Origin of the sequence: Clostridium rhizosphaerae, assembly GCF_016765585.1 — a bacterium.
Lineage (GTDB): Bacteria > Bacillota > Clostridia > Clostridiales > Clostridiaceae > Clostridium_AT > Clostridium_AT rhizosphaerae.
The window spans coordinates 391,935-405,226 of sequence record NZ_JAESWC010000001.1 but is presented as its reverse complement, the minus strand read 5'-3'; the positions used below and the strand labels follow the sequence as shown (position 1 = coordinate 405,226).

Here is a 13,292-nt window from a genome sequence, read left to right as displayed (position 1 = left end):
AAATGGATTCACTTAAAAGAATGAACGAAGCGCTTGGTTATATTGAAGATAATCTTAATAATGATATTGACCTAAAAGAAATTGGGAGGATAGCTTTGTGTTCAGAATATCATTTTCAAAGGATGTTCTCTTTTCTTTCTGGTGTTACGCTATCAGAGTACATTAGACGCAGACGACTTACCCTTGCAGCATTTGAAATTAGTAAGAGTAATATAAGAGTCATTGATGTTGCGGTGAAATATGGATATAGATCAGCGGACTCTTTTACAAGGGCTTTCCAAGGGCTGCATGGAATAACTCCTTCTGAAGCCAGAAACAATGGCCAATCTCTAAAAGCGTATCCAAGAATGACCTTCCAATTATCAATAAAGGGAGGAAATGAAATGAACTATAGAATCGAAGAAAAAGAAGCCTTCAGCATAGCTGGTATTAAGAAGAGGGTTCCTATTATTTTCAGTGGAGTAAACCCGGAGATTTCTGAAATGTGGAAAAGCTTAAACAGCGAGAAAATTAGTAAACTTAAGGAGCTATCTAATGTAGAGCCTATAGGGCTGCTTAGTGCATCTACTAACTTTTCCGAAGGCAGAATGGAAGAAAAGGGAGAGCTTGATCATTATATCGGTGTAGCAACAAATAAGGAATGTTCAAGTGATTTATCAGAGCTTAGAGTTGCAGCTTCAATGTGGGCTGTATTTGAAGCAGTGGGTCCATTTCCAGATACACTTCAGGATGTCTGGGGACGCATTTATTCTGAGTGGTTTCCATCTTCAAATTATGAAATATCAGAAGGACCGGAAATTTTATGGAACGAAAACAAGGATATTGCTTCACCAAATTTCAGAAGTGAGATATGGATACCGGTTATTAAAAAGGAATAGGATGAGAAGAAAGCACATTGATAATCTTATCAGTGTGTTTTCTTTTTTTATCAAAAGCTTTGACGATATAACTAGTTATTCACAATAAAATTATTGACAAGGTTATGTTATGAATATATAATTGATTTATGTAAATTTAATTGTACACAATTAAATTTTAGACAACTAATAATTAAATGCATAATATACTCAAGCTATAAATTAATTGTGCCTATGGATATAAAGGCATAGTATAAAAAATAATGTAAAAATAAAATAAAATTAAATTGAGGAGTTGAAAAGGTGGAGAATATAGAATTAAACAAAGAAGCACCTGATTTTGAAATTGAGGATTTTAAAGGGGAAAAGTTTAAGCTTTCTAATTTCAAAGGAAAGAGCAATGTATTACTTGTGCTTAATAGAGGGTTTGTTTGACCGTTTTGCAGAAAGCATATGATGCAGTTGCATCAAGATTATGATAAATTTGTTGAAAAGGATACTGTAATAGTATCGATAGGACCTGAAAATGCAAAGAGCTTCAAATCTTTTTGGGAAGAAAATGAATTTAAGTTCTATGGTATTCCTGATGATAAACATTCCATACTTAAACTGTATGATCAAAAGATAAAGCTACTCAAGCTTGGACGAATGCCGGCACAGATGCTTATAGATAAGGATGGCGCATTAAGGTATGTACACTACGGAAACTCTATGAAGGACATTCCTGAAAATGATGAAATACTTGAGCTTATTGATAGACTTTAAAGAGTAATTTTGCAATTAATTAAACTAAATTAGATTTGTATAAATTATTAATGGAGCATATGAATATGAATAAATACGATAAAATTAAATTGGAAAATCAAATCTGATTCCCATTGTATGCCTTATCAAGAGAAATTATTAAATTATATAAGCCGATACTTGATAAATATGATCTTACGTACACTCAGTATATAACTATGCTGGTTATGTGGGAAGAAGAGCAAGTTATCTTTAAGGAGTTAGGAAAAGGGCTGCATCTGGATTCCGGCACTCTTACCCCTGTAGTAAAAAGATTAGAAGCTATGGGACTTGTGACTAAATACAGAAATAAAGAGGATGATAGAGTAGTTACTGTTGAATCAACTGAGAAAGGCAAACTGCTTAAAGAGGATATCCTTGAAGTTCCAGACGAAATATACTGTAAATTCAAGGGTGATGATGAAAAACTTATTGCCTTTAAAAACAGCTTGATGAACTAATGGGTTTGATAGAAGAATAAATTAGAATTTAACTAAGGATATTACTCTATTCCTATAAAGTATATCCTTGTTTTATATTACATTATATTTGATTAATGGAGGTATTTATATGATTGATGGTAGTTTAATAGAAACCTTAAAGAGGCTGCAGGTAGCTGAAATAACTGAGAGACTAACATATTTAAAAATTGCAAAATATATTAAAAACGATGCAAATAGAGCTACACTGCTTAAAATAGCTGATGAAGAAAAGAAACATTATGATATTTGGAAGAAGTATACTGGAGTGGATATGCCCGCTTCAAAGCTGCAAGTGTTTTACTATTCCTTTATGGCTAAGCTTTTTGGATTTACCTTTGCAATTAAATTGATGGAGAAAATGTTAAATAGCAAACATTTATATGATAGTAAAACTCAACAAATTTTACTTGAACAGGTACCTGAGACTCTTTCAGTGTTCAATGATGAAATTGAACATGAAAAAGAACTGATAAATTTGCTAGATGAAGAGCGTCTTCAATACGTTGGATCAATGGTGCTTGGATTAAATGATGCCTTGGTTGAGTTTACTGGAAGCCTTGCGGGCTACACTTTTGCAATGCAGAGCAACAAGCTAATATCTCTTGCGGGGCTTATTACGGGAATTTCAGCTACCTTATCTATGTCAGCCTCAGAGTTTTTATCCTCGCGTTCAGAAGGAGATAAAAGTTCCCTAAAAGCTGCTACTTATACAGGTATTGCCTATTTTATTACTGTAGTCTTATTAATACTTCCTTATCTTATACTTCCTGAAAAATCTTATGGATTGGCGCTAGGAATTATGCTAATTATGGTTATAGTAATTATTGCAGCCTTTAATTATTATATTTCCATTGCAAAAGACCTCTCTTTTAAAAAGCAGTTTGGAGAAATGGCTGGCATTAGTTTATCTGTTGCAGCAGTTTCTTTTGTAATAGGATTACTGGTAAAAAAATTCTTAGGTATTGATATTTAATAAAAAGGACTGGCTCATAACTTAACCTACGAATTAGGTTCAAGATATGAGCCAGTCCTTTATTTTAAAGTTATCGCGATATCTTCTTATCTAGATAAGAAGATATCGCGATAAGGCTTAGTATACTAAGTTTAAGCTTAAGTAACTTAACAGATACGTCTAACAATGCTGTCATTTGATAGATAATCTTCAATTACAACACAAAGAGAGCAAAATTCTATTTGCTGCTAATTTCTTTCCTACTCATAAAAAGATAGAATAATATCATCAATTTTATTGGAGAAGAAATGCCCATAATAATAGACTGAACAAGGCTTCCAAATCCATATTTAGATTTAGTAAATACATCAATAACAAACAAAACAATAAATATTATAATAAGTAATGTTTTTCTTCTGGTAAAAAATTTTATTTTTTTCTAAATTAAATAATACAGAACAAATGACTATAATTGAAATAGTCAGTCCTATGAGAAAGCAATAAACATGAGTGTACTCCAATCTTATATGTTTAATATTTTTATTACGCTTCTTATCGAACTAATAATTGGTACTAATAAGATTAATCCACTTATTATAACTGCACTTATTGATAGATTCCTCTTATAACCTTTTCGAGTAATTGCAATAATACCAAGTACAAAACTAACCAAAGATATAGCAAACATAAAATTCATTATAAAATAAGAAATAACCAAACCTTTATTTAAGCCTGTCTCTATTGGCGACGACAAGTCTATGATTGTTTGAATAATAACATAGATGATAGGAATAAATGAGAGTATAAAAGATACTATTCCAAGTTTTGAATGTTTAAGTTTTTCCACAGTATACCTCCGCTGCAAGTACTCATAATAAAATACAAGTGTGTAATAATTATTATTATATTCACATCATTCACTATAAATTTGAACTTGCTCATATTTCATATCAATATTATAACTTAATCAATAGATGACCACCAATATATTTTCCGAAGAAAAAACATAAATATCGGCTTATCACTTAGAGTATTTCGTCATATAAGCATGTTGCAAATTAGATTATTCTCCCACCATATCTCATCGTGTTTATTCCACTAGGTACTTTCTCAAAGCCAAGTTTTTTATAAAACTCAACATTTTTATCTTTGCAATATAGTTCAATTCTCTCTACTCCAATAAAATCTTTATTGTTTAATATGCTATTGATTATCAGTTTTCCAAACTTTAAACCTCTATATTCCTTTGAAACTATTACATCATAGATAAAGGCTCTATAAATAAAATCTGATAAAACCCTTGCAAAAGCAATTATTTTACCATTGCTTGAATCTATAATTGCGATTATCCAACTATTTTCAAGCATCTTCTTTACATCATCTATTTGTCTATTTTCAGACCAATTTTCTCGTTTGAAATTTTCTAGTAAGTTCAATATTTGCACTTCAGAAAGACTGTAGATGAATTCATATTTAATTGTTTCCATAACTATAATACCCCCATTAACATTATTATTTTTATATATAAGATATTTTGCTAGTTGCTTTGATATGTGATAAATAAGCATACTTGTTGTTAATAAATCGACATTAAATAAGTACATAAGAAAATGAATTAAAAAGAGAAAAATGTTATGCTTACTTTATACTGGTTTTAGCGATATATTTACGAAGGGAATTTATGTGCATAGGGTAAAACTTTTCAGGATTTGTTTTAAGAATGGCTTCTACTTCTGATAATAATGCCCATCTGATATTAATTGTTTCATTTGTTTGCTTTAGTAATTCGCCTTCTGCATGGCATATAAATGTTTGTAAAATTATAGAATATCCACCTGATAAGTTTTGGGTAGAGCAAAATGGCAAGTAACTAATTGTTTCATATCCACTGTCAAATGAACATACTTTTGCTTCTTCTCCTTCTATTTCAGTTATATTTAATCCGGTTTCTTCCCAAACTTCACGTCTTAAGGCATCAAAAATATTTTCGTATTCTCGTATCTTTCCTGCTGGAAGTTCAATCATTCCTGTTTCGATATCATCATTATTCTTGTTTCTATCTTGAATTAAAATATATCTTTTATCATTACTTACTTTTTCAATTATTGCTCCTACTGCTGGTTTAGCAAAAACTTCTATCATTCTTATCTCCTCCAAATTTCCTTTATATTTTTCTTGCAATTCATGATGCATTGTTTTAATAATTTTAATCTGAATTAAAACACATCAAACCAATAAATTATAATATGGCTAATTAACCTGTAAATAGAATTAAGGAATATATAAGAAAACCTACATTGAAGTAATGCCTATCATAAACAAATATAAACAAATCGAATAGACGCCCATTATTAAAGATATAACTGGAAAAATAATAAATTTACTATCCCTGTACTTAAAAAAGTGTAAAGCAAATACAAATAAAATTAGAGTAAATACAATAGTCCAATTCTTAAAAAGCATAAATTGAAATCCTATTATTCCAATTAGTGCAACGCTGAAAATTGTGATTATTGGCGTCCTTATTTTTTTATTTGCTCTAAAGAATAGAATTCCAAATAAAGTAGCTAGTAAAGCCGAACATATCCAAACAATACTTATTATGTTAGTCGGATAACTTGAAAGTTTTTCATTGAAAAATAAATATAAAACTGTTGACTGTATAGTTATCATTATAAGAACGGCAATTGATATAAACTTTTTCATCTGATATACCCCCATAATCATTCATCATGGTTAATAACAACCATCGTATATGTAAGTATATACCATTTATTATTGTTTTTCAATAAATTTATATTTAAATACAATATAGAACTGGATCTTTTAGATGAATTGTGGGATATTAGGCATATAACATGAATTTAGAGATAACTGTTTCATCTTTAATTACTATTTCAAACAAAAACACCGCGAAATTCAATCATGAATAATGCAGTGCTTAAAATAATTACTTCTGTATTTCTTATTTAAAAAAACTTCCAAGATCAATATATAGAATTAATGCTGTTATCACAGAAATAGAATATCCTATCATAAATGTATATTTTCCAAATGCCAAATGATTAGTATTCTTACTTTTTATTTCTTTTATATGAAATAATATATCTTTAAAAATTATAATAACCCACGATATTGCTATAATTAGACATAGTATTTGATATATAAGTTCATATTTAAGACTGTCACTCAAGAAATCTACGTTTATCCATATTGACGAACCAATGAAAATACTTTTACATATAAATATAGCTTTATTTTTCATAAATTCCCACAGTACGACCAATACTTAAAATTTTTGTCTCGTGCAGATTTTTTCTTCAAAGTGTGGATTTATTTCTCAACACTATCCTTTGCATATACAGAAGGGATGTCCGGCAGGATCAATCATAACCGTCCAGTCATCAGAAAACTGAACAGGTGCAATAGTAGCCCCGCAGTCAATAGCATGATGGATAGCTTTTTTTACGTCTGACACAGCAAAGTCAAAATGAATGCTTTTCTGCTGTTCATTAGTGGTATCCGGCCAAACAGGAGCTTTATAGCCAGCTTCTTCTTGGAATAACAAGAAAGGATATATTCCCGGTTTTTTTACGGATATCCATTCCGGATTATCGGCATGCTTTTGCCATCCCAATAAATTAGCATAAAAGTCCGCTAATGCATTTGCATCTTTGCAATCAATTACTATAGTGCAAATCCTGATGCTAAAATCTTTATCATTTTTTGTTTCACTCATTAATTTTCCTCCCCAAGTTTAAACAGATTTATAATTTTTAACGATTTTCATCAATGCAATTTACAGATAGTCTAAGGGATCTACAAACTCAAACTCACTATAATCCTTTATGAAATCTCGAAGTATTTTACAGTGTCCAGCTCCATACAAAACTAGAATTCTGTCTTCAGGCTTAGTTATGTTCTGTAAATTTGCAAAGATATAAAGATTTCTTTTATACCATTCTGTCAATGTATTTACTCCATAATAAGTATATCCAGCACCTATTTGGTTTAGATACAAGTACAAATCGCTGTGTTCAGTTTCAATGCGGGCAGGATCATTTAGATGCCTTAAAATTTCGTTAACTGTGTGCTTTTGCATAAATTCATTTTCAGATAATCCATATTCATTAGCTCTATTAATAAATTTACCATATAAACTTGGACAATTTTTCTCGGCATATTCAAAAACATCTTCGGGCAAGTCTACAGGAACATCTACAGGATATATTTTGTTGTGATTTAATTTATGTGCTAACCTAAAGGCTATTTGAACAATCTCATTTCTATGACCGATTACTTCATTAGCCTCAACAGAACTGTTTACGCAAAAATGAGAGTATGCTTTATTTAATTCTTCTTCCTTTTGTATCTTTGCTTCAACTGAAATTTTATTGGGCTTAAACTCCATTAGTTTTTGTATAACTTCATTAATCTCACTTTGTTTTTTAGCTGTAGTAATATCTTCAGGATCAAAATCTATTAAATGTTTTCCCCCTTTGTCAAAGTGGTAAGTCCCTAATATAAGTATCTTTGCTTTTTCCCCCATAATACCCCTCCATTATAGTTTGGTTAATTTGTTATATAAGAAAATTGCAAAGCAAACGCTTTTTTATATTAAACACGGAAGATACGGGGAACACTGAAGACGAGGAAGGGGATATTTTATGAAAGACTCTCCTCTGTGTCTTCTGCGTTCTCTTTCATTTCTCCGCGTTTAATAATTCTCTTACTTCGTAAGCTTTTACAATCGTATAATAACAATGCTCATCCCATTCTTATAAATTTCAATCTACTCATGTTTCATATCAATATTATAACTCAGTCAATCAATAAATACCAATATTTTCAAATGTTTATAAAAAATGCTGTATACCTAAACTCTAGATATACAGCATTTAAAACTTATTGACAAACAACTTCAACTATAAATTAAGTTTACATATTGTTTATCTATATTTATTTGCCTACTTTAATGATTCTTCCAAGTCATGCTGTGCATTGCTTATTGGCTTCAAGTCAAAATTATCTATCAAATATTGAAGCACATTTGGAGAAAGGAAAGCTGGCAAACTAGGTCCTAGATACATTCCTTTAATCCCTAAGGATAATAATGCGAGCAGATCTGCAACTGCCTTTTGCTCGTACCAGGATAGAACGATTGTAAGAGGCAATGAATTTACATCAGTATTGAATGCGTCTGCAAGTGCAGTAGCTATTCTAACTGCTGAATAAGCATCGTTGCATTGTCCTACATCTAGAAGTCTTGGCAGGCCTGCAACTGTACCAAAGTTTAGTTTGTTGAATCTATACTTACCGCAGGCTAAAGTTAGAATTACACAATCCTCTGGAACATTTTCTGCAAACTCAGTATAATAATTTCTTCCTGGCTTTGCACCATCGCAGCCTCCTATTAAGAAGAAGTGTCTTATCTTTCCATCCTTCACTGCATTTACTATAGCCTCTGCATTAGATAGAGTTGCATGATGACCAAAACCTACAAGTATTTCTTTCACCTCTTCGTCAGCTTCAAAACCGCCAAGCTCAAGAGCTTTATTTATCATCTCAGAAAAATCTTTTGTTCCATCTTCTAATGTTTTGATATGCTGTATACCATCCCAGCCTACTACATTGGTTGAAAATATCCTATCCCTATAAGAATCCTTTGGCTTCATCATACAATTTGTAGTCATTAATATGCAGCCTGGTATACCGTCAAACTCCTTTTGCTGATTTTGCCATGCTGAGCCAAAGTTTCCGACAAGGTGCTTATACTTCTTAAGTTCAGGATAACCATGTGATGGGAGCATTTCACCGTGGGTGTAGATGTTGATACCCTTGCCCTCTGTTTGCTCTAAAAGCATTTCTAAGTCTCTTAGATCATGACCTGATATTATAATAAATGGTCCTTTTTTAACATTAACATTTACTTTTTGAGGTGATGGATTACTGTATGTAGTAGTATTTGCTTTATCCAAAATTTGCATAACCTCTACACTTGCATTTCCTACCTTCATAGTTACGTCTATTAGCTGCTCTACAGATAAAGAATCATCTGTTGTTGCTTCTAATCCTAAAAAGTAGAAGTTATCCACCTTATCGTTTGAAAAACCAATAAATCTTGCTTGGTGTCCGTAGGCACTTACACCTTTTAAGCCATACACTATGGTTGATCTTAAAGAACGGATGTCTTCGTTTAAGGTTTGATCATACATAATTCCTGCTTTAACTGCATCCTTTAACATCTCTTCTTTAGTCTCGCTTAAGTTGTAAATGGCTGCTTCAGGATAATTTCCTTCCGGAGCCTGCTCTCTTAAAGCTTCCTTTATTTTTTGTGACTGCTTAAGTAAAGTTAAATGAACCTCTGGATCAAAGTTTACATTCGTTAAGGTTGTAAATAAGGAGTTCTCTATGAATTTAACAATTTCCTTATCAAGTGCCTTTCCTTGTTCAATTAATGGCTTAGCATAGCAGGAAATTCCCTTTAATTGATAAATTAATAAGTCTTGAAGGTTTGCAATTTCTGGTGTCTTTCCACACACTCCAACTCTTGTGCAGCCTTTACCTCCTACAGTTTGTTCACACTGATAACAAAACATTAAATTTTCCATTTAATCAGCTCCTTTAATATATGCTTTTATATAATATTCGATATTAATTAATATATTCCTGTAAATTTATGCAATATTCTAAAAATATAAATTAATCCCTTTTACTAATTTCATCTGTTATTAATGATTTTGAAATACACATAGCTTTTATTATGTTCTTAAGGCGAGTATGCTGAGCGGTACCTTCAACAAATTTTAGCTGCGCTTTTTCACATTTGCGGATAACTGAAGATACAGGGGGGAGTGCTTCTGACAATTCTTGTTTTGTATATTTATCTATAATATCCTCATCTGTTATTAATGACTTTGAAATATACAGAGCTTTTATTCTATTCTTAAGAAGTGTATGTTGCGAGGTACCTTCAGCAAATTTGGGCTGCATTTTTTCACAGTTATTAATGGTTGAAGATACAAGCCGTAGTGCTTCAGATAATTCCTCTATTGTATGTTTTCCCATAGAAATTCCTCCTTTTAGTCGGAAGCACTGAGTAATTTAAAACTCTCGCTCCGCTCGAAAATTAGACACTTTTCATCAATTCAATTTGAAGCTCTCTTTCTTTCCTAACTTCATCCAAATCATTGGGGTACATTAAATTTATCAAAGTGATTGCGTAATCTGAAGCAATTAAGGCGTGCCACTTAACATGAGGAGTAGCAGCAACCTGACCCATGGTTCTTAATACCTTTACTCTAATAGGATCTTTTTCTTCACGAGCAAGTGTATGCATCTTAAATGCAACGTTTCGTGCATCCTGGAATTTCACTTTTCCCTCCTGCCACTTTAGGTTTATTTCAAAGCATTCAGCAATGTCACCGCTTTTCTCAATTTTGCTTATTTCTAAAATATGTTCAGCTAATAGTAAACTATACCTAGACATTTGTTTATGTGATTTACTCTCACTAATGTCTATTAGCCTTAATTTTAATTCTGGAATATCATCAATTTTTCTTATTATACCCACACAACTCATATAGCTATGTCCATCTTTATGTTTTCCCACAATAATCCTCCTATAAATTAGTTTTAATTATATAGAGTAAATGTTACAATTCAATTATATAACATTAATGCACTTATAAACTTTTATTAATTGAGTATAGCAAAAGTAAGAGATTATGATTAAAAACATTATAACGATATTTAATCTTTTTAGTGAAGGCATTTAAAATCCTAGATTGCCAAAAGTTTCGACGAAAAGGAAGAATAAAATGGAGTATAAACCTATAGATATAGCTAGAAAATTAAATATTAGTACGTCAACACTTAGAATATATGAGGATATGGGAATTATCCCATCTGTTAAAAGAACGGGTTCGGGATATAGGATTTTTACACAAATTCATCTTGATTATTTTATATGCATTAGAAAGATGGTAAAAGGATATAGCTTAGAATTTACTGGAGATCTGTTGAAGGAGCATATAAAGGGGAATACCGACAAAGCATTATGGATGATTACTAAATCTCAGGCTGATTTATATGCTGAAAAAATGAGATTGGAGAAAGTTGGGATAAATCTTATAAAAAATCTAGATTATAAAAGTAAAAACATAAAAAAAGATAAAAAAAATTTATTGACCATAAAAGAAATAAGCAAAATTACAGACGTAAGTATCACAACAATACGCTACTGGGAAACTATTGGATTAATTTCATCGGTTAGAGGGGATACCAATAACTATAGATTATTTAATGAAGATCAAATTAAAGTAATACTAATTATTCATGCCCTAAAGTACTCCTTAAAAATAAAGCATAATTATTATAATATGGAAATGTTAAAAAAAGAACTTAAAGAATTTATATACAATGAACCAAATACAAGGGACTTAATAGAAAATATAAACCTTTATCTAGACAAGGTAAATTTAGAGATGATTAAAGCTATATCGGTGTTTTATGAACTAATAAGCAAAGATTATGGTTAGATATAAATTAATATTTGTTAGGTATTAAGCGAATAATTATTGTGTAGCAATAGTAAAAATGATGAAATAACTGAACCTAGAAGAAGAAGTTCTTCTAGGTATTTCTATTGAAAAAATTACCAACAAATAAATAAACAAAAAAATCAAATAATAGACAAATGAATGTCATAATATTTCATATTAATAGCATTGTGAAGCTATCATAGTTGATGATATAATCTGTATAACATATGTATCAGATGAAGTCCAAACATGAATATAATAACTGATAATATTATATATGCAAGTATTTAAATTATAAATTGCATAAAGTAACTTGGAGGCACTTTGCTTATGATACGTGTGACTATTAGTAAATTTGTATAGAAGTTGATTTTCCAGAAATGAAATTTGCAAAAGAAGTTAAGTAGTCATGGGGGTGAACAACAAATGAACTTAGGTCACGAGATAAAGAAAAGATTATCTATATTCAAAAATTTTTATGATGTGATAAGAGTTATGGATCCTATAAACAAAACATCATACATAATTACTGAAAATGAAGTGCAGGAAGTAAATTATACTTGTTACTGTATGTGGAATAGGAGCAATGCTTGTGATAACTGTGTTTCTATGAGAGCATTAACTGAGCAGGATACATTCATAAAAATGGAGCATGTCAATGAAAAGGTTATGCTGATCACAGCAACATCCGTAGAAATCGAAGGAAACACTTATATTGTAGAGATATTAAAAGATATTACTAAAAACAGTACTGTGAATAATATATTTGATAAAAATCGTGGGGTTGTAGAGGAGCTGATTAGTTCTGTAAATGAAAGGGCGGTTAGAGATGAGTTAACTGGATTGTATAATCGAAGATATATAAATGAAAGACTGCCAATTGATCTGAACTATAGTAAATTAAACAATTCTCCATTATCAATTATAATGGCAGATATTGATTTTTTTAAGAAAGTTAATGACAAGTATGGCCACTTAGCTGGTGATAGAGTACTTAAAGAATATTCAGATCTAATATTGAACTCAATAAGAAGCAATAGCCATTGGGCATCCAGATTTGGAGGAGAGGAATTTCTAATTGTACTAAATAATGCGAATTTAAAAAATGCTTATGATATAGCCGAAGAAATTAGGATAAAGGTAGAAAATACTGTTTTTCAATTCGAGGGTCAAAGGATTAGTATTACTTCAAGCTTCGGAGTATATTGTACTCAAGACTATAATATTGAAGTTTCGCAGCTGCTATCTAAAGCTGATGATAATCTATATGAAGCTAAATTTTCAGGCAGGAACAGAACTGTGGCAAAAGAAGGAAACGTACAACAGCATATTAATATTGACGAGAGAACTAACATTGAAAATAAAAATCTGAAGCTACTCAGAATTAAGAATCAAATAGATGAATTAAGAGAAACACTAAACGAAGCATGTTGTACTATTGATGAAGGTAAATCCAATCCAGACAGATTATTTATTAGCGAGTGCTTGGATGAGCTAATAGTAGAATACATGAAGGAATTTAATTCTTGAGTAAAAACTCATCCATGGAGTTTCTAATTTAGTAATTAATGCATTATAGTTTTGCACAACGATTAAATGTATTGCCTTCTTAAATTATATTTACTCAGTTGTTTGAGTTGAATTTATTTTTGCTTGTGGCGATTTAATTTACAGT

At 30.9% G+C, this 13,292-nt stretch carries 15 protein-coding genes and 1 pseudogene; 7 read left to right on the top strand and 9 right to left on the bottom strand.

Annotated features, from left to right (window positions below; all coding sequences use genetic code 11):
* The first annotated feature begins 2 nt into the window (after positions 1-2).
* The 5 genes and pseudogenes from JK636_RS02015 (at position 3) to JK636_RS02000 (ending at position 3,095) form a co-directional block, all read left to right on the top strand.
* Positions 3-878, top strand: coding sequence for an AraC family transcriptional regulator (locus JK636_RS02015; protein WP_202747161.1), 876 nt, complete (start codon positions 3-5; stop codon positions 876-878).
* A gap of 282 nt (positions 879-1,160) precedes the next feature.
* Entirely contained in the window at positions 1,161-1,292 is a 132-nt protein-coding gene (locus JK636_RS24200; protein ID WP_274601580.1) for a thioredoxin domain-containing protein, read from the top strand.
* A gap of 12 nt (positions 1,293-1,304) precedes the next feature.
* Positions 1,305-1,622 (top strand): annotated as a pseudogene (locus tag JK636_RS02010) (peroxiredoxin family protein); the annotation flags it as partial.
* A gap of 113 nt (positions 1,623-1,735) precedes the next feature.
* Positions 1,736-2,101 carry a MarR family winged helix-turn-helix transcriptional regulator gene (locus JK636_RS02005; protein ID WP_243428087.1) on the top strand — a complete coding sequence of 122 codons (366 nt, stop codon included), beginning with the start codon at positions 1,736-1,738 and terminating at the stop codon, positions 2,099-2,101.
* Positions 2,102-2,210: 109 nt separating this feature from the next.
* On the top strand, positions 2,211-3,095 hold the full coding sequence (locus JK636_RS02000; RefSeq protein ID WP_202747159.1) for a VIT1/CCC1 transporter family protein: 885 nt from the start codon (positions 2,211-2,213) through the stop codon (positions 3,093-3,095).
* A gap of 502 nt (positions 3,096-3,597) precedes the next feature.
* On the opposite strand, the gene JK636_RS01995 is transcribed toward JK636_RS02000, so the two are convergent.
* The 9 genes from JK636_RS01995 to JK636_RS01955 form a co-directional block, all read right to left on the bottom strand.
* Positions 3,598-3,921: a hypothetical protein gene (locus JK636_RS01995; protein ID WP_202747158.1), complete on the bottom strand. Its 324-nt coding sequence runs from the start codon at positions 3,919-3,921 to the stop codon at positions 3,598-3,600.
* A gap of 211 nt (positions 3,922-4,132) precedes the next feature.
* Entirely contained in the window at positions 4,133-4,561 is a 429-nt protein-coding gene (locus tag JK636_RS01990) for a GNAT family N-acetyltransferase (RefSeq protein WP_202747157.1), read from the bottom strand.
* Between the two features lie 151 nt (positions 4,562-4,712).
* Positions 4,713-5,216, bottom strand: a complete 504-nt coding sequence (locus JK636_RS01985; RefSeq protein WP_207751677.1) for an NUDIX hydrolase — start codon at positions 5,214-5,216, stop codon at positions 4,713-4,715.
* Between the two features lie 150 nt (positions 5,217-5,366).
* Entirely contained in the window at positions 5,367-5,780 is a 414-nt protein-coding gene (locus tag JK636_RS01980) for a hypothetical protein (protein WP_202747156.1), read from the bottom strand.
* 640 nt (positions 5,781-6,420) lie between these two features.
* On the bottom strand, positions 6,421-6,813 hold the full coding sequence (locus tag JK636_RS01975) for a VOC family protein (RefSeq protein ID WP_202747155.1): 393 nt from the start codon (positions 6,811-6,813) through the stop codon (positions 6,421-6,423).
* A gap of 60 nt (positions 6,814-6,873) precedes the next feature.
* Positions 6,874-7,623: a DUF5694 domain-containing protein gene (locus JK636_RS01970; RefSeq protein ID WP_202747154.1), complete on the bottom strand. Its 750-nt coding sequence runs from the start codon at positions 7,621-7,623 to the stop codon at positions 6,874-6,876.
* Between the two features lie 418 nt (positions 7,624-8,041).
* Positions 8,042-9,685 carry a hydroxylamine reductase gene (hcp, locus tag JK636_RS01965; protein ID WP_202747153.1) on the bottom strand — a complete coding sequence of 548 codons (1,644 nt, stop codon included), beginning with the start codon at positions 9,683-9,685 and terminating at the stop codon, positions 8,042-8,044.
* Between the two features lie 91 nt (positions 9,686-9,776).
* On the bottom strand, positions 9,777-10,142 hold the full coding sequence (locus JK636_RS01960) for a hypothetical protein (RefSeq protein WP_202747152.1): 366 nt from the start codon (positions 10,140-10,142) through the stop codon (positions 9,777-9,779).
* 61 nt (positions 10,143-10,203) lie between these two features.
* Positions 10,204-10,686, bottom strand: a complete 483-nt coding sequence (locus tag JK636_RS01955) for a putative immunity protein (protein WP_202747151.1) — start codon at positions 10,684-10,686, stop codon at positions 10,204-10,206.
* Between the two features lie 208 nt (positions 10,687-10,894).
* Between JK636_RS01955 and JK636_RS01950 the strand changes: the two genes are divergently transcribed.
* Together JK636_RS01950 and JK636_RS01945 are read left to right on the top strand one after the other, a co-directional pair.
* Entirely contained in the window at positions 10,895-11,614 is a 720-nt protein-coding gene (locus tag JK636_RS01950) for a MerR family transcriptional regulator (RefSeq protein ID WP_202747150.1), read from the top strand.
* Between the two features lie 429 nt (positions 11,615-12,043).
* Entirely contained in the window at positions 12,044-13,147 is a 1,104-nt protein-coding gene (locus JK636_RS01945; protein WP_202747149.1) for a diguanylate cyclase, read from the top strand.
* Positions 13,148-13,292: the final 145 nt, after the last annotated feature.

Excerpts from the sequence above, each read along its gene's own strand:
- JK636_RS02015 (WP_202747161.1), top strand. The coding sequence starts at position 3 with ATGGATTCACTTAAAAGAATGAACGAAGCGCTTGGTTATATTGAAGAT.
- JK636_RS02000 (WP_202747159.1), top strand. The coding sequence starts at position 2,211 with ATGATTGATGGTAGTTTAATAGAAACCTTAAAGAGGCTGCAGGTAGCT.
- JK636_RS01990 (WP_202747157.1), bottom strand. The coding sequence starts at position 4,561 with ATGGAAACAATTAAATATGAATTCATCTACAGTCTTTCTGAAGTGCAA.
- JK636_RS01985 (WP_207751677.1), bottom strand. The coding sequence starts at position 5,216 with ATGATAGAAGTTTTTGCTAAACCAGCAGTAGGAGCAATAATTGAAAAA.
- JK636_RS01980 (WP_202747156.1), bottom strand. The coding sequence starts at position 5,780 with ATGAAAAAGTTTATATCAATTGCCGTTCTTATAATGATAACTATACAG.
- JK636_RS01975 (WP_202747155.1), bottom strand. The coding sequence starts at position 6,813 with ATGAGTGAAACAAAAAATGATAAAGATTTTAGCATCAGGATTTGCACT.
- JK636_RS01970 (WP_202747154.1), bottom strand. The coding sequence starts at position 7,623 with ATGGGGGAAAAAGCAAAGATACTTATATTAGGGACTTACCACTTTGAC.
- hcp (WP_202747153.1), bottom strand. The coding sequence starts at position 9,685 with ATGGAAAATTTAATGTTTTGTTATCAGTGTGAACAAACTGTAGGAGGT.
- JK636_RS01960 (WP_202747152.1), bottom strand. The coding sequence starts at position 10,142 with ATGGGAAAACATACAATAGAGGAATTATCTGAAGCACTACGGCTTGTA.
- JK636_RS01950 (WP_202747150.1), top strand. The coding sequence starts at position 10,895 with ATGGAGTATAAACCTATAGATATAGCTAGAAAATTAAATATTAGTACG.
- JK636_RS01945 (WP_202747149.1), top strand. The coding sequence starts at position 12,044 with ATGAACTTAGGTCACGAGATAAAGAAAAGATTATCTATATTCAAAAAT.